Source organism: Nostoc sp. PCC 7524, from assembly GCF_000316645.1.
In the GTDB taxonomy this organism is placed as follows: domain Bacteria; phylum Cyanobacteriota; class Cyanobacteriia; order Cyanobacteriales; family Nostocaceae; genus Trichormus.
Window position 1 is genome coordinate 4,098,055 of the sequence record NC_019684.1, and the last position, 16,605, is coordinate 4,114,659.

Sequence of the window (16,605 nt, forward strand, 5' to 3'; positions counted from 1 at the left end):
AGAGAAAAATCCAATGCCCCACTCCCTACTTCTAGGCTGTTGACTTGGATGAGATTTACCCATGTCATCATCGGTGAACCAAATTAAATGAGTAATGAGTAATGAGTAATGAGTAAATACCCATTACTTATTACTCATTACTTAAAGAAGGAAAGGATTAGGCATGAATTTTTAACCCCTGAAAAGGTACAAAGTCAACACCCTACTCCCTACTCCCCACTCCCCACTCCCTACTCTACTATTCGTGCAACCAAGGTGTTAAATGAGGTTGCCAATTAACTAATTCTGCATCTGTGAACCACAGGCTGACTTCTCGTACAGCAGTTTCTGGTGCATCAGAACCGTGGATCAGATTACGACCAATATTAATGCCGAAATCGCCCCGAATGGTTCCTGGTTCTGCGGTTAGGGGATTTGTCGCACCAATCATTTTTCTGGCAGCAGCAATTACACCATCGCCTTCCCATACCATCGCTACCACTGGGCCAGAAGTGATAAATTCAACTAGACTGGGAAAGAATGGTCTTTCGCGGTGTACATCATAGTGCTTTTCAGCCAATTCGCGGCTGACTTGCAAAAACTTCAAACCAACCAGGGTAAAACCTTTGGTTTCAAAACGACGGATAATTTCACCTACCAGTCCACGCTGTACGCCGTCAGGTTTAATTGCTAAGAATGTGCGTTCCAAAGCTATCTCCCAAAAATTAATAAAATTCTTATTTAGTCAATAGTCAAGAGTCTATAGTTCAAAGTCCATAGCTTCAGAGTCTTGCCTAATGACTAATAACTAATCACTAATGACTAATGACCAATCAGAGTTTATCTCAGAAATTATCTCTGAGTGCATATACGTTGCCAAATTAATGCGTTAAATTGTTTATTCGTGGGTGAAACACAGAGGTCAGACATGGGTGTTGAGTCAACTGCTACATCAGATGAGGTGGTAAAAGTACCCTCCAACGGCAACAAGCTAGAAGGAAAAGGTCATAAACAGAAAAAGCTGTTACCATCCAGTACCGGAGATGTATCTCGCGCTTGGAAAATTGAGGATAGTGAAGCTTTATACCGGATTGAAGGTTGGGGACAGCCTTATTTTTCGATTAATGCTGCCGGTCATGTGACTGTTTCTCCCAAGGGCGATCGCGGGGGTTCTCTGGATTTATTTGAGTTGGTTAACGCTTTAAAACAGCGTAATTTGGGGCTACCCTTACTGATTCGCTTTTCGGATATTTTAGAAGACCGCATTGAAAGGTTAAATGCTTGTTTTGCGAAAGCGATCGCCCGCTACAATTACCCTGGTGTATATCGTGGCGTGTTTCCTGTCAAGTGCAATCAACAACGGCATTTGATCGAAGATTTGGTGAGATTTGGCAAGCCCCATCAGTTTGGTTTAGAGGCTGGTTCTAAACCAGAATTAATGATTGCCTTAGCTTTATTGGATACCCCAGGCGCATTACTCGTTTGCAACGGCTACAAAGACCGGGAATACATCGAAACGGCAATGTTAGCCCAAAAACTAGGGCAAACGCCAATTATCGTCTTAGAGCAGGTAGAAGAAGTCGATTTGGTGATTGCGGCTAGTCATCAGTTGGGAATTAAACCAATTTTGGGTGTACGTGCCAAATTAAGTACCCAAGGGATGGGACGCTGGGGAACATCCACAGGCGATCGCGCTAAGTTTGGGTTGACAATTCCCGAAATTATCCAGGCAGTTGACAAGTTGCGGGACGCTGATTTGCTGGGTTCTTTACAGTTGTTGCACTTCCATATCGGCTCGCAAATTTCTGCAATTAATGTGATTAAAGATGCCATTCAAGAGGCTAGCCGCATTTACGTGGAACTAGCAGCCCAAGGTGCAGATATGAAATATCTCGATGTGGGCGGTGGCTTGGGTGTAGATTATGACGGTTCTCAAACCAACTTCTATGCCTCGAAAAACTACAATATGCAGAACTATGCTAACGATATCGTGGCAGAGTTAAAAGATACCTGTGCAGAACGGCAAATACCCGTACCTACCCTGATTAGTGAAAGTGGTCGAGCGATCGCTTCCCATCAATCGGTGCTGATTTTTGATATTCTCAGTACCAGTGATGTCCCCCTAGATGTCCCAGAACCACCACAAGAGGGCGAGTCCCCAGTCATCAAATACCTGTGGGAAACCTACCAATCCATCAATGTAGAGAACTATCAAGAGTTCTACCACGACGCAGCCCAATTTAAAGAAGAAGCCATCAGCCGCTTTAATTTAGGTATTTTGCGTCTCAGGGAACGAGCCAAAGCTGAACGTTTGTACTGGGCTTGCTGCCAGAAAATACTAAACATTATTCGTCAGCATGATTACGTACCCGACGAATTGGAAGACCTAGAAAAAATCATGGCTTCCATCTACTACGTCAATCTATCGGTGTTTCAATCAGCACCAGACTGTTGGGCGATCGATCAGCTATTTCCAATTATGCCCATTCATCGTTTAGACGAAGAACCAACACGGCGAGGTATCTTAGCAGACCTCACCTGCGACAGCGATGGCAAAATCGACCGCTTTATTGACTTACGTGATGTCAAATCAGTTCTGGAACTACACCCCTTCCAAGCAGGGGAACCCTACTACCTGGGAATGTTCCTCAATGGTGCGTACCAGGAAATCATGGGCAACTTACACAACTTATTTGGCGATACCAACGCTGTTCATATCCAATTGACCCCCAAAGGCTATCAAATTGAACACGTAGTTAAAGGCGACACCATGAGCGAAGTTGTCAGCTATGTGCAGTATGATTCCGAGGATATGGTGGAAAACATCCGTCAGCGTTGTGAGAAAGCCTTAGAAGAAAAACGTATCACTCTAGCTGAATCTCAACGACTCCTGCAAACCTACGAACAGAGTCTTAGAAGATACACATATCTTAATAGCTAGGGACTGGGGACTGGGGACTGGGGACTGGGGACTGGGTTTTAAGAATAAATACCTCCCTTATCTCCCTTGTCTCCCTTGTCTCCCTTGTCTCACAGGCTTCCTAGCTGCTCACTTCTATCTTCTAACCGGAAGTTCCCAGCAACTCTTCAATCGCTTGCCGTTCCACTGGGGTAGTCTCTGGTGGTGTCTGTCTTGCGTCGGTAATTAACCAGTCTAAAGCCGCAGCTTGGACATCAATGGCTGCACCTGTTTTATCTACGCAATAACGTCCAAACACCAACTTATCAACCAGTCTCACACCTGCGCCCAAACGTGACCATTCAAAGATGACACTGTTATCCACAGTCGCGCCACTGCATATCCAGCAGTTAGGGCCAATCATCGCCGGTCCGACGATTTTCGCTCCATCTTCGATTCTGGTCATACCACCAATATAAACGGGGCCTGTGATATCCACTTTGTCCCAATTCACCGCCACATTTAAACCAGTGTAGATACCAGGCGCTACTTCATGGCCAGGAATCTGCACGTTTTTGATTTCACCCAACAATACACCGCGAATGGCTCGCCAGTAGTCTGGGACTTTACCGATATCCACCCATTCAAAATCCATCGGAATGGCGTAGAAAGGCGCACCAATTTCTACCAATTTGGGAAATAATTGACCACCAATGTCATATTCCACACCAGAAGGTATGTATTTAAATACCTCTGGCTCAAAAATGTAAATACCCGTGTTGATATTGGTGCTAAGTGCTTCCTCTACAGAGGGTTTTTCTTGGAACGCTTTTACACGACCTTCTTCGTCGGTGACGACTACACCGTAACTAGAAACTTCTTCTAAGGGGACAGTTTTGGAAATGATGGTTGCAATTGACCCTTTTGATTTGTGCCACTTGACTGCTGCTGTCAAATCCAGGTCAATTAAGGCATCGCCGCACAATACGACAAAGGTATCATCAAAAAATGGTGAGAAGTCTTGGATGCGGCGCATTCCTCCGGCTGAACCAATGGCTTCCCCTACGAGTTTACCGTCGTCGTCGATTTTTCCTTCAAAGGAATAGGCAATCTGTACTCCAAAACGTTGACCGTCACGGAAATAGTTTTCAATTTCCTCCGCCAAATGGCTGACGTTGACCATAATTTGGTCAAAACCATGTTGGCGTAAAAGTTCCAGTAAAAACTCCATCACTGGCTTTTGCAGGATGGGAATCATCGGTTTGGGAATTGTATAGGTAATCGGACGGACACGAGTACCTTTACCTGCTGCGAGAATCATCGCTTTCATAAAAGTTTATTCCTCAACCACCAGCCAGTTTACTTTTAATGAGTGATACTTAATCATCAGTTTTAATTTCTGTTCTAAGTTACCCCTGACAACAGGGATAACAGGAATTTACCGATTATTGCAACCAAGAGACAAGTCATAGTCATCTTTTTAATTTAATCGGATTTTTGCTGTGACTGAAGTACAACTGGTAAATTCCCCGAATATTTTATCTTGCTTTTGCTAGAAATTCTTTTAGCTCGTCGATTGTGGCAAAATTGGGTCGGTGTGATTGGCATCTGTAATTAACCGAATTTTGATATCTTGGTAAAATTCTTCTTGAAACAGCTCTACTTTAGATTGTGCCGATAGCAGTAGTAAAGCCCAGAAAACGCTGACTATATGACTATTTTCTGATTCATGGTGGGAAGGATCTTGTTGTGCTGGCTTTGTCTGCGTCCACAATTGCACAAGCTGTTCCAGATTCAGGAAATTTTGTTCTAACAGTATTTCGCTCGCGGAACTACGCAATACTTGTTCTAGTTCACCAGCCACTTCCGTCAAATTTTCCTGGTGTGCTAACTCCAGCGCCTCTCGCATAGTTTTGACACTGGGCTGACGCTTGATACGAGCAGGTTTACTGACTTTCTGCACCAGTTTTAGCTGGTTCGCCATGATTTGTAGTTGCTCGATTAACTCTGGTAGAGTCACACGGCGTTTTGGTGGTGGCATGGCGGCGGGGCGACGACGCAAATATCGCTCTAGTTGTAAACGATGACCTTGATGCAATAATCCGTTTTCAATATCTAGGAGAGTATCATCTATGACATCTTCTAGTTCTTCGGTTGCTGTTGACAATTGCATCAAAGTATTTGCTTTGAATAAAACTAACATTGACGCTGATAAAAAAGCCTGTCCAGATTGTGACAAATCAGCTTCGTAGCCTCTAGCTGTTGTCTTTGGTGTCATTAGTTCTAAATAATTGTCAATCACCTCAATGACTTGAACATCCCAAGGATCTATTTCTCCCCGTTCAGCTTGCTCAATTAAGAGTGTGATTGTTTCTAATAGCTCGGAAGTATCCATTCTGATTTCCGATTGTAGAAGTTTAGGCAGGGGACTGGGGATTGGGGATTGGGGACTGGGGATTGGGTGTTAAGAATAAATTCTTGTTTGTCTATCCTTGTCTCTAAATTCCTACTTCCTCTTCCCTACTGACAAGTTTGATAGCTATGTAACCACATTATGTGGTTTAAAACCAGCTTTATATTATCACATAATATTTTTATACATTATATTTCAGTAAATACTCGATATTAAAAGTTTTTCTAAGTTGGAAATATTGACCAGGAAAATTTTTGGTATCACAAACAGACTGGTTTGAGAAGATGGAAAAGTTTTGATCAGTTGTTTTTAGGGAAGCAGATTTTTGGTGAGGGTATTTCTCTCTCTGAAGAATGGTGTACACATAGGCTAATTTCTTATCAAAAGAAAGATGTATTTTTTGGCTGAAAGCTTTGCAATAAAACTAACTTCTTTAACTTTAATGACCAAGGATAGGAATTTAATAATATGACACTACTATCTATTGATGAATTAAAAACTTTAGTCGCTAACTCTCAGTTGCCTTGTGTTTCTTTGTATATGCCTATGCAAAAAGCAGGGCCAGAAGTTCGACAAAATCCCATTCGCTTTAAAAATTTAATGCGTGAGGCTGAAGAACGTTTAGATGGGATGGGTATGCGTCATACTGAGGCTGTAAATTTGCTTCAAGCAGCGAGGGAACTTGATCAAAACGATTTCTGGGAACACCAAGAGCAGGGATTGGCAATCTTTATTTCTCCCCAGGTATTCCGTTATTACTGTCTGCCAACTGAGTTGCCAGAATTGGTAGTTGTGGGCAATCAGTTTCATCTTAAGCCATTGCTGCATTTACTCAATAGCGATCGCAAATTTTACCTCCTGGCTCTAAGCCAAAACAATGTCCGCTTCTTTGAGGGCAACCACTATGGTATTCAAGAAGTGGAAGTAGAAAATATGCCGCAGAATTTAGACGAAGTTCTGCTGATACAGGATAGCTCAGAAAAAGGTGTACAGCACCGAATTGCCTCACCGAGAGGGGGAACTGCTAATTCTTTTCAGCAACCAGGCCAGTTTCATGGCCAGGGAAGTCCCGAACAGGATAGACATCAAGTCGGCATTTTACAATTTTGCTATGCCATAGATAAGGCACTACATGAAAAACTGCGGGATGAACAAGCACCTCTAATTGTGGCTGGAGTTGAGTATCTCCATCCGCTTTATCGGGAGGCGAATACATATCCTCATTTACTAGCAGAAGGTATTACTGGCAATCAGGAAATTATCCAGCCGGAAGACTTACATCATCAGGCTTGGCCAATTGTGTCTCCTCTGTTGCATGAACATCAGCAGGAGGCGATCGCACTTTATCAACAACTATCCGCAGAGGATACCGCTAAAGCCTCTAGTGATATCAAAGAAATTGTCCCAGCCGCTTACTACCAAAAGGTTGACACTTTGTTGGTACCTTGGCGGCAGCAAGTTTGGGGTAAGTTTGACCCCGATACGATGAATGTGGATTTACACTCAGAACCAGAGCCAGATGATGAAGATATGTTAGATGTGGCAGCTGTTTATACCTTTTTAAACGGTGGTCAGGTTTATACTGTTACTCCCGAACAAATGCCCAATGGTCAAGCAATAGCAGCCATTTTCCGATATTGATTTGGATGAGTCTAATTACTCAGTTGACGCTGTGCTGCTGCCAAAAGCAAACGCTGTTCAGCACGAGCGATCGCTTGATATGTTCGCTCTAGGGCTTCGGGTTCTACGGAAATAGCAGTAATACCCCATTGCACCAGTTGATCAATAATTTCTGGATAGATAGCTGGTGCTTGTCCACAGATGGAACAAGGGATACCGGCAGTTTTAGCCATCTGGATGAATTGGGCGATCGCACCCATGACGGCTGGATGCCGTTCATTCAGTACCCTGGTTAATTGTGGGTGTTCGCGATCTACTCCCAAAAGTAGTTGTGTGAGGTCATTTGTACCTATGGAAATGCCTGCTACACCTGCTTTTACGTATTCTGGCAGTAAAAACAGGACGCTGGGAACTTCTGCCATGATCCACAGTTGAAACTGCGGTATTTGGGTGAGTCCCATTTGTTCTACTTTTTGCCGACAAAAGGTAAATTCTGGAACACTGCGAACAAAGGGTAACAACAGGTGAATATTGCTATAGCCAGCCTTTTGGACATTGGCTAGGGCTGTCAATTCTAAATCAAAAACCTCTGCATTTTGGATGTAGCTGAAGGTGCCGCGATCGCCCAAAATTGATTTTGCTGATGGCGGTGAGGGATGAGTAGATAATTCATGCGATCGCCAATCTAAGGAGCGATAAAACACTGGTCTGGGGGCAAAACCGCGAGCAAACTGTATAATCTGCTCAGTTAATTTTTCTAATAATTCTGTTTGTTTTCCTTCTAAGAGCCAAAGATGAGGATGTTGTCCTTTCAATAGCGGGATGAGCATGAGTTCTGATCGCAATAATCCCACCCCATCCACAGGTAATTTTTGTACTTGCTCGATTAAACTGGGTTGGCTCAGATTTACTAATAGTTGGGTAGCAATCATGGGGAATTGAGGAGCAACAACAGTTTCAGGTGTTCGGGTGAGCTGAGGTACATGGATGTGTGGAGTTTCTTCTTGATTCGCTTCATCTGCCCTCATCCGATAAACTTCACCGCGATCGCCATCTAGAAGGAGTCGTTCACCATTTTGAATCAGCAGTGTGGCATCTGTGGCACTTACCACGGCTGGAATGCCTAATTCTCTAGCCAAAATCGCCGCATGGCTAGTTAATCCTCCCTGTGTTGTGACTACACCCGCAACTTGTTGCAGTAGCGGCAACCAATCAGGTGTAATCTGTGGTACTACTAAAATTATTCCTTTGGGTAATTGTTCTGGTTTTGATTGCGTATTGACTACTACATGAGCGTTGGCGGTGACTCTACCTCCGGCTGCTCCTACTCCTTTAATGAACTGTAAGCTGGGAATTGCTAATTGGGGAGTGTTGACTTGGGTGATGTAGAGATGGGGAACTGAATTGTGTTCTGCAATTGTCCACTCAATGGTAAAGTGTCTACCTAGTTCACTGACAAGTTGATGCCCCAGAGTAATCATTTGTTGTAGAGATGCTTCTGGTAAAGCGTATTGTTTTTGCTGGGTTTCCTCAAGTAAGTACGCACTGAGGCAATTGTGATCAATGGTTAGTATTGATGGGAGTATGGGTTGGTGAGAATCTTGAGGTGTACCATGATTCAAGCGATAAGCCAGCATTTTATTACCCAAGTGTCTTTCTAGAACTACACCTGTGTGCTGCTGCACATGATATGTATCCGGTAGTACCTCGCCTTGAGCGATCGCTATTCCCAATCCCCAAGTTGCTTCAATTTTCCAGCCGGAAGTGTTCACCTTGAGTAAGCCACTAGCGATCGCATTCTCCACAGGCTGCACTAAGATGGCTAAATTCACTTGTTGCAGATTAATTCCCATCCGCCGCCAATAAAACAAGCTTTTGGCACGAAACAGTTGACTCCAGACTTCTTTTAAAGCTATTGCGATCGCTTCTTCGTTACAGTTGCAGAAAACAGACTCCAGCAATCCAGAGGTATTCCTGAGTTTCGGTATTGCTAGAGTTGGACGCAAAATTAAATGACTTCCTTGCCATTCTTGAGCAGCAGTAAAAATTGTACTCACCCAATGGGGTGGTACGGGTGCATTCATAATTTCCTGACGCAAACGAAAAGCCACCTGCTGGAGTTGTCGCCAGTTTCCTACATCCAAGTGCAAGGAAGAATCAGGTAAATGAGCGACTAACAAGTCTGAACTGTTGATAGTTGCTAAAAATAGTCGCAAAACTTCCTCTGGAACCACAAAACCAGGAACAACCGGGTAGCCACGCTGCCTGATTTTGCTTAAGTAAAACGCTTTGTCACCTACTTTGGTGCGGTCTTGCAGTTTAATTTGGTCAAGCCAGTAGAGTCTATCCACTCAATTTTTTTAATTGCTCAGTTGTTATTTTACAGCTATAGCTATCCGCTTCTCAGCAAAATTTCCAGGATAATATTTGCCAGGAAGTGTTTTTAGTATTTACATTTGATTATTGTGCCAAATTATTCATTTGGCTAATTCCTCACGATATTAATGACTGTGATCATCCCCCCTGCAAATGTCTATATTTTTCATCCCTACCTCAAATCCATAATTGAAAATACTGGTTCAATGTAATTATTGAGTCTTTATTATGACTCCATCTATTGATTTAAGTAAAAATGCTAGCGTTCGATGATTTTGGAGATATGTCTTTACTCCTACAGTTGAGATATGAATTAATTAATATTGCCATATATTCTTGGAGAAATTCTACAGACCTGCAAACAGTTTATATTGACTGTTGTATAAGTTTTATTTAGCATAATTACTAATTAAGTTAATTTTTTTAGGAAAATATTTGCCGCCAAACCAACACTCAATTCTAGACTGTTTGGATACTCAGCTATAAGCTCACCCAAAATATAGTATTATTGATCTAAACCATAAGATTGTTAAAGTTTTATCACCTGGAAATCAATAATTTTTGGCATCTCATCTCTAGACTTGGCTTGGCTGTGCTAATTGGCGCAATTATTGGTATAGAACGTGAATTTCGCCAAAAACCAGCAGGTTTAAGAACCCATATGTTAGTAAGTTTGGGTTCAGCTTTGTTCATTATTATCCCTCTACAAATAACTACATTTCAAGATAATCCTGATGCTCTGAGTCGGGTAATTCAAGGTATTGCTACTGGTGTAGGATTTCTGGGTGCAGGAGAAATAGTCCGTGAGTCTTCGAGGCGATCGCCTACTGTCGAGTCTAATTCATCGCCGCGCCTGGAAGTTCATGGACTCACATCCGCAGCCGCTATTTGGGTGTCAGCTGGGTTGGGAATTACAGCTGGGTGTGGTTTGTGGCAATTGGGGTTAGTTGGTGCTGTGCTGACTTTTGCGATTCTCAACTTATTTAAACGCTTAGAAAGATAATGTTTGGGGATTGGGGAGAATTTACTTGCCCTACACCTTGATATCCTTGCACCCTTGACTATTTGAGGTAAAACAATAAGCCAATCCCGATGATTGCCATGATCACACCTGCGATCGCTCGCCAAGTGACTTTTTCCCCCATAGCAACAGCAATGGGAATAACAAATAAGGGGCTAGTCTGTAACAGCGTAGAAGCAATTCCAGCCGCAGTCAATTTGATGGCTGTCTGTTGTAGCCAGATTCCCAAGTATGTACCACAAAAAGCTGCAAAGCAGGTAACAAAAACGACACGCCTAGATTGCCAGTAGGGATATAAAAATTCTGCTGGTTGGCGTTTGGGAAACAAAATCCAGGCTAAAAGAATTAACTCGGCTGCACTGAGGCGCAATAAGGCAGCCCACAAAGGGGTAACACTACCTGTAGTAAAGGCGGCGCGAGAGATAACTGTAGCGATCGCATTGGTAATTGCTGCTAATAAACCAAAGCCTACTCCTACCCATAGGTGTTTCGGGGAATCATTGCTGGTATTGGGAACCCGTTCTGTGATTACCCAAGCGACTCCTAAAATTGTCAGCAAAATCCCACACCACGCCCTAATGTTCAGTTGTTCTTGCAGGACGATATTAGCAGCGATCGCTGTTAAGGCGGGGGAAAGCGTGCCGATCAGTAAAACCCGCCGCGCCCCTAAGTAATTGATCGCCCGCAAAAAAGCTGTATCACCCCAACTAATACCAATAACCCCACTCAAACACAACAGCAAAATCGGCATGGGGGCAGAAATAGGTAAGGATTCTCTGGTGAATAGGATAGTCAGAACTAGAAAGGCGATCGCTACTATCCCTTTAATGAAATTCAACTTTAAAGGCGGGATACGTTGCCCGACAATCCCGTACACCGTTGAAGCGATCGCCCACAAAGCAGCAGCCAATAAAGCCGCTAGTTCACCCTGACTATTAGTAAGTATAAAACTTAAAGAATTATTAAAAATCGAATCTCTCCCTAAATTTATGCCTGAAACTCTTTAATAATACATCAAACAAATACATAAAAAATTAGCACTCACAGCTAGCAAGTGCTAATTTATCTAGAACCTTAAAAGCCTAATAAATAGGTAAAAATCTTGATTTTCCCAGGTGATGTTTAGGCATTTTCAACAAGAAATAAAACCAGACAACTAACTATTGGGAGGAAGGTATGCAATATACTTTTGATATTGTTGGCGTGTCTCCGATATTGCAATTTTTCAATCATCAACAGCAAAACTGGAACAAACCAGAACTTCAAGCTATAGAATATTTAGGAACCCATAAATGCACCCTTGACGCATTACTAGAAACTGTGGAACCAGTACCAATAAAATGGGGTTGGAATACTGAGCAAGTTATAGAGACAGTCGTGCAGTTTTGGATGAATAATGCTGAAAGTATTCGTTATTGGAAAACCCGTTTGAGTGATGCCGGGAATGATAATATTCTCGTTGCTAGGTTAGCTGATATCACAGCTTTGCAAGCTGAATTTGAGTCTCTACTAGGGAAGAATTGGTGAAGATTCCAGCAAGTATCAGGGAGAGCGATCGGGGTGACAGGTGATAGGTGACAGGTTACAGGTTACAGGTTACAGGTTACAGGAAGAAACGATATGAGGTGTACCTAACTTCGTAAAAATCTAATAGGAGACTTGTAGATAAAAACCGTTAACCTTGTAGACAGACAATAATAGTTCTCGTGATGGAAACCGATAACTCTTCTGAACAAAGACTACTGAATAAAATTCGCAGACTACCTCCTGAGAAAGTGAGTGAAGTTGAAGATTTCATAGATTTTCTCTATCAGAAAAATGCAGACCATTCCTTGGTAATAGCAGCAGCCAAGCTGTCAGAATCAGTTCTGCACGAAATTTGGGATAATCCGGCTGACGCTGAGTATGACAACTTATAGTTTTGGTGATGTTGTTTTGGTTCCTTTTCCCTTTACAGATCAAACAGCTAGCAAGAAACGTCCCGCAGTGGTTGTCAGTTCAGATGAATACCATCGTGAGCGATTTGATCTCATTTTGATAGCTGTTACCAGTCAATTCAATCCAGGCAATGTATTTGGTGAACTGACAATTACACACTGGCAAGCTGCTGGTCTTTTGAAACCTTCAATCATTAAGCCTGTTCTTACTACAATTGAAACAAGTATGGTATTCAGGAAACTTGGTCAACTTCAGGATTTAGATAGGCAAAATCTTCAGCACCTCTTACAAATAATTTTGGGTGTATCAACTTGATGTAGATTAATATATTAGGTTGCATGAGTCAGATAAACTTAACGAGCTGTTACTAACGGCTGAGTTCGAGAAACTGTGCGCCGCACTGATTCCCCAGTCAACAGTTCCACAACGTTCATGCCATTGCCAATCACACCTGGAACACTAGGATAACCAGCAGTTGCACCCACTAAAAACAGATTGGGTAATTCTGTTATGTATCCTATGCGATTTAACCCGACTTGCGACGGTACTAATTTGGCACCGTAAATATTACCTTGTGGTTGTCCTAAATAAAACTCGCTTGTCGTGGGTGTCCCGAACACTTTCATGCGGATGTAATTGTCTACATCAGGAATCAAATCCCTGACACTGTTCATGATTTGTTGGTAAACTTCCCGCTTTTTAGCTTTGTAAGCTTGTGAGTCTGTTTGGTGCAGGTGTGCAAATGGTTCGTAAGGGCAGACAGTGGCAATTTCTAAGATATGATGTCCCTCTGGAGCCATACCTGGTGCATCAGATTTCATTGTCGGACAGGAGAGGAAAATCCACGGACTACTGAAGTCACCTTGCAATTGTTGTTGATATTCTCTGTTTAAGTCCCCAGTGGGATAATACCAGAGATTCCAGTTACCAATGCCATAGCTTTGCGGATCAAAGCGACTATCTAAACCCAGGTAAATATTAAAAGCACTAGCTGAGTATTCATAGCCAGTTAATCGCTGACGTTCTTTGTAGCTGATGGCTTCTGCATCGTGCATCAACTCTACTGTTAATTTAGGGTCAAGGTCACTAATATAAGCCTTAGTAGCGCGATAGGTTTTACCATCGGCCAGTACACTATGTACACTACCGTTGCTGACTTGAATATGATTCACTGTGGTTGCGTAGGCAATGACACCGCCACCTGCGGTAATTACATCAACAATAGTGTCTACAAAGTCCTTAAAGTGATGTTTGGGATAGTACGCACCTTCCGCATAGTCCCAAACTAGGGAAGTGTGGGTAATTAAGGCAATTTCGTCAGGCGGTAAGGCATAGTCACCACTCTGCCCCGCTAAAATTGCTTGTACTTTCGGTGATAATCCCACATAGTTATATAAATCTTGTAGTGTCCAATTCCGCTTACGGAAGAGATTGAAATATTTGGGTAACTTTAACCAATCAGACCACTTTTGATCATACCAATGTACTTCATTACCTAAACTGCGAATTTCTTGGTGCAGTTGTTGAATTTCATCACAGTAGCGGTTGATGGCCTTAGCTTCTTCTGGAAATGTAGACAACAAGCGGTAACGCAGACTTTCCCAACCTAGGGGAATTCTAAAATCTGCCTCTGGTGTGATGACACGATCTATACATTTGGAGTCAAGGCTATTAAATGCGACATCCCGACCAATATAGTTGAGAAATTGCCCTATGGTCTGACCAGAACCACATTGAGAAATATAATGCACGTCAGCACAAAAACTGTATTCACCATAGTCAAATGTGTGGCAACAACCACCCGGTAAATAGTGTTTTTCTAAAACTGCTACGTTATATCCTTGTTTAGTTAAACAGGCGGCAGTTGCTAATCCACCTAATCCAGCACCTAAAATTACATAATCAAAGATTTCCATATGCCTCTCCTCTGGTAATCTTGATTGCTCTTGATTTAATTAGTGATTTTTTATGAATGTTTTGGGTAAATGCTAAAAAACTCAAAAAATCAGTATCCAGTTTTGCAGATTTTGACTAAAAAATTTCAAAACTCGTGCAGAAGACTTGGCTATTTATTGGTGTTTAATCTATTGGTAGTAACAATGGGGTAGTAGCAATCAGCTAATATGCAATTACCCTGATCATCTAAAAGTATAGAACGGGTTAGCTAAGAAGTTTCTTAAGTGGTAGATACTGGCTACCTATTTGATGATTATCAATCTAGGTACTTTTTCTTTGTGAATGTGATATGAATATATTTTATCTAAAAACTCAATATTTAGACATTAAAATTTGTTTTGCTAGAAAAAATGTATCAAAAGTTATAAAAAAATGCTCTCGAAGAAATCAATCTTATGGATGATATTGATGCAACTGGGAAAAGATTTTATTTTTAATAGTTGAAATAGCAAAAATGTATGTTGCATGACAGAAAATTATGTTAATATAAAAGTGGGATTGCAAAGAACCTCTGACATAAAAAGAAGTGGCAACACCCTTGGTAACAGGCATCGCCCAAGAGTAAGGCCAAACCAGGATCTAAAGAAGAGGCGACTATGGGAGGTTCGGGTAAAGATTGCAAGACCAGCAAACCAAAGTGCGTGATGGAGGATACATTGCACCAAACAGAAAAGCAGAACTGAGGGGTCTGGTTGAACGCAACTAGACCCCTTAGCATTATCCTTTAATTACAGCAAGCAGAAAAAGGACTAAAGTCCTTACTACAAACTTTAGTTTATTTTTAAGCTGTTTGTGCGCCTGGTTGACCGTTTTCCACTACAAAGGAAGCTAGGGTACTAACGGTAGCATTTTGGTCAAGAATACTGGAAACAACGCGATAATCACTTTGCCACTTATCTCTAGTCAATTTGCAACGCACATAACCCCGGTTAGCACCATCAAAGAATTTTGTATGGGGGTTATCGCTGAGTGCGGCTTGCACTGGTGCAATAAATTGGGTGGGAAAGTCAGAAGAAATGGAAGTACAAATAAATTCAGTACCGATGGTTGCTGATAGGGGATTATTAAAATCAGCTTTTAAATCATGTACCCAACTGGAATGAATATCTCCAGTAATCACCACTGGGTTAGAAGGTTGGCGCTGTTCTAAAAATCTTAACAGGCGATCGCGCGCAGCAACATAACCATCCCACTGATCTACATTAAATAGTCCTATCCCTGGTCGGGGATCAAAATCAAATTGCGCCAGCATGGTTTGTTGTGCAATCACATTCCACCTTGCTTGTGATTTGTCTAATCCCCTCAACAGCCAAGCTTCCTGTCTTGCACCTGTCATCGTCGCCTTGGGATCTACAGCCGCATCACACAGGGGTTTGAGTCCGTCACCACAAGGTTGATCTGTACGGTACTGGCGAGTATCTAGGACGTTGAACTCAGCTAAATCACCGAAAGTAAACCGCCGATACAGCAGCATACTAGATTTTTTTGGTAAGGAAGATAGGCGCAATGGCATATGCTCATAATATGCTTGGTAAGCATTGGCTCGTCGAGTGATAAATGCTTCGCGACTTTGACTATCTTCTGGTATGACGTTGGCGTAGTTGTTATCTACCTCATGATCATCCCAAGTAACTACCCAAGGGAAGTTAGTATGAACCGCTTGTAAATTTACGTCGGTTCTATACAACGCATAACGGTTGCGGTAGTCATCTAGAGTAATAATTTCTGGGCCGATGTGTTGACGTGGCGCACCAGTTTCGGGGCCATATTCGTAGATGTAGTCACCCAAATGCACAACTAAATCTAAGTCTTCTTCAGCCATGTGTTTGTAGGCTGTATAAAAGCCGTTTTGCCAATCTTGGCAGGAGGCAAAAGCAAAGTTTAGCTGTGTAATAGAACTATAGAGTGCAGGGGCTGTACGAGTGCGGCCAATAGGACTGACTTCATTACCAACTTTAAATTGATACCAGTACCAACGATGAGGTTCTAATCCCCGCACATCGACGTGTACAGAGTGTCCCAGTTCTGGTGTTGCCAAAACTGTGCCTTTTTGTACAACCTGAGTCATGTTTTCATCCCGTGCAATTTGCCATTGTACGGGTACATTTACAGGACGCATCCCGCCACCATTGAGCGGTTCTGGTGCGAGACGAGTCCATAACACCACACTATCCGGTAGAGGATCACCAGAGGCGACACCAAGCTTAAATGGATAGTCAGAAAATCTACCTTGCGCCATTACAGGTCGCCATTGGCTAGTAACGGCCAACCCTGAAACAAATCCAGCACCTATTAAAAAATTACGCCGTTTGAGCAGGCGATCGCCTATAAATTCCATACTCACCCCTACTAAGATTTAAATTGGCTAGCTGTAACTTAATTTGCAACCAAGCACAAAGACGC

At 42.4% G+C, this 16,605-nt stretch carries 13 protein-coding genes; 6 read left to right on the forward strand and 7 right to left on the reverse strand.

Features of this window, described 5'->3' with window-relative positions; translation table 11 throughout:
- Positions 1 to 238: 238 nt before the first annotated feature.
- Complete coding sequence (gene ndk / locus NOS7524_RS16280) at positions 239 to 688, reverse strand: nucleoside-diphosphate kinase (protein ID WP_015139580.1); 450 nt, start codon at positions 686 to 688, stop codon at positions 239 to 241.
- A gap of 219 nt (positions 689 to 907) precedes the next feature.
- Between ndk and speA the strand changes: the two genes are divergently transcribed.
- Positions 908 to 2,920 carry a biosynthetic arginine decarboxylase gene (gene speA / locus NOS7524_RS16285; RefSeq protein WP_015139581.1) on the forward strand — a complete coding sequence of 671 codons (2,013 nt, stop codon included), beginning with the start codon at positions 908 to 910 and terminating at the stop codon, positions 2,918 to 2,920.
- 121 nt (positions 2,921 to 3,041) lie between these two features.
- On the opposite strand, the gene NOS7524_RS16290 is transcribed toward speA, so the two are convergent.
- A complete protein-coding gene (locus NOS7524_RS16290) occupies positions 3,042 to 4,208 on the reverse strand; it encodes a sugar phosphate nucleotidyltransferase (protein ID WP_015139582.1) in 1,167 nt (388 codons plus the stop codon).
- Positions 4,209 to 4,442: 234 nt separating this feature from the next.
- Positions 4,443 to 5,273: a segregation/condensation protein A gene (locus tag NOS7524_RS16295; protein ID WP_015139583.1), complete on the reverse strand. Its 831-nt coding sequence runs from the start codon at positions 5,271 to 5,273 to the stop codon at positions 4,443 to 4,445.
- Positions 5,274 to 5,759: 486 nt separating this feature from the next.
- On the opposite strand from NOS7524_RS16295, the gene NOS7524_RS16300 reads away from it, so the two are divergent.
- On the forward strand, positions 5,760 to 6,932 hold the full coding sequence (locus tag NOS7524_RS16300) for a baeRF7 domain-containing protein (RefSeq protein WP_015139584.1): 1,173 nt from the start codon (positions 5,760 to 5,762) through the stop codon (positions 6,930 to 6,932).
- Positions 6,933 to 6,943: 11 nt separating this feature from the next.
- On the opposite strand, the gene NOS7524_RS16305 is transcribed toward NOS7524_RS16300, so the two are convergent.
- A complete protein-coding gene (locus NOS7524_RS16305) occupies positions 6,944 to 9,262 on the reverse strand; it encodes a putative PEP-binding protein (protein ID WP_015139585.1) in 2,319 nt (772 codons plus the stop codon).
- Between the two features lie 551 nt (positions 9,263 to 9,813).
- Here NOS7524_RS16305 and NOS7524_RS16310 point away from each other — a divergent pair.
- Positions 9,814 to 10,290 (forward strand): MgtC/SapB family protein, encoded by a 477-nt coding sequence (locus tag NOS7524_RS16310; protein ID WP_015139586.1) that lies wholly within the window; start codon positions 9,814 to 9,816, stop codon positions 10,288 to 10,290.
- A gap of 58 nt (positions 10,291 to 10,348) precedes the next feature.
- On the opposite strand, the gene NOS7524_RS16315 is transcribed toward NOS7524_RS16310, so the two are convergent.
- Positions 10,349 to 11,278 (reverse strand): DMT family transporter, encoded by a 930-nt coding sequence (locus NOS7524_RS16315; RefSeq protein ID WP_442789478.1) that lies wholly within the window; start codon positions 11,276 to 11,278, stop codon positions 10,349 to 10,351.
- 206 nt (positions 11,279 to 11,484) lie between these two features.
- Between NOS7524_RS16315 and NOS7524_RS16320 the strand changes: the two genes are divergently transcribed.
- From NOS7524_RS16320 to NOS7524_RS16330, 3 genes are all read left to right on the forward strand, one after another.
- Positions 11,485 to 11,835, forward strand: coding sequence for a hypothetical protein (locus NOS7524_RS16320; RefSeq protein ID WP_015139588.1), 351 nt, complete (start codon positions 11,485 to 11,487; stop codon positions 11,833 to 11,835).
- Positions 11,836 to 12,017: 182 nt separating this feature from the next.
- The gene (locus tag NOS7524_RS16325) at positions 12,018 to 12,227 is read left to right on the forward strand and encodes a DUF2281 domain-containing protein (protein WP_015139589.1); all 210 of its coding nucleotides are present in this window, start codon (positions 12,018 to 12,020) and stop codon (positions 12,225 to 12,227) included.
- A complete protein-coding gene (locus NOS7524_RS16330; protein ID WP_015139590.1) occupies positions 12,214 to 12,561 on the forward strand; it encodes a type II toxin-antitoxin system PemK/MazF family toxin in 348 nt (115 codons plus the stop codon). The genes NOS7524_RS16325 and NOS7524_RS16330 overlap by 14 nt, the downstream gene beginning before the upstream one ends.
- Before the next feature lie 38 nt (positions 12,562 to 12,599).
- Here NOS7524_RS16330 and NOS7524_RS16335 read toward each other — a convergent pair whose 3' ends face one another.
- Complete coding sequence (locus NOS7524_RS16335; RefSeq protein WP_015139591.1) at positions 12,600 to 14,162, reverse strand: phytoene desaturase family protein; 1,563 nt, start codon at positions 14,160 to 14,162, stop codon at positions 12,600 to 12,602.
- 821 nt (positions 14,163 to 14,983) lie between these two features.
- Positions 14,984 to 16,540, reverse strand: coding sequence for an alkaline phosphatase D family protein (locus tag NOS7524_RS16345; RefSeq protein ID WP_015139592.1), 1,557 nt, complete (start codon positions 16,538 to 16,540; stop codon positions 14,984 to 14,986).
- Positions 16,541 to 16,605: the final 65 nt, after the last annotated feature.

Excerpts from the sequence above, each read along its gene's own strand:
- NOS7524_RS16300 (WP_015139584.1), top strand. The coding sequence starts at position 5,760 with ATGACACTACTATCTATTGATGAATTAAAAACTTTAGTCGCTAACTCT.
- NOS7524_RS16330 (WP_015139590.1), top strand. The coding sequence starts at position 12,214 with ATGACAACTTATAGTTTTGGTGATGTTGTTTTGGTTCCTTTTCCCTTT.
- NOS7524_RS16335 (WP_015139591.1), bottom strand. The coding sequence starts at position 14,162 with ATGGAAATCTTTGATTATGTAATTTTAGGTGCTGGATTAGGTGGATTA.
- speA (WP_015139581.1), top strand. The coding sequence starts at position 908 with ATGGGTGTTGAGTCAACTGCTACATCAGATGAGGTGGTAAAAGTACCC.
- NOS7524_RS16345 (WP_015139592.1), bottom strand. The coding sequence starts at position 16,540 with ATGGAATTTATAGGCGATCGCCTGCTCAAACGGCGTAATTTTTTAATA.
- NOS7524_RS16290 (WP_015139582.1), bottom strand. The coding sequence starts at position 4,208 with ATGAAAGCGATGATTCTCGCAGCAGGTAAAGGTACTCGTGTCCGTCCG.
- NOS7524_RS16295 (WP_015139583.1), bottom strand. The coding sequence starts at position 5,273 with ATGGATACTTCCGAGCTATTAGAAACAATCACACTCTTAATTGAGCAA.
- NOS7524_RS16325 (WP_015139589.1), top strand. The coding sequence starts at position 12,018 with ATGGAAACCGATAACTCTTCTGAACAAAGACTACTGAATAAAATTCGC.
- NOS7524_RS16320 (WP_015139588.1), top strand. The coding sequence starts at position 11,485 with ATGCAATATACTTTTGATATTGTTGGCGTGTCTCCGATATTGCAATTT.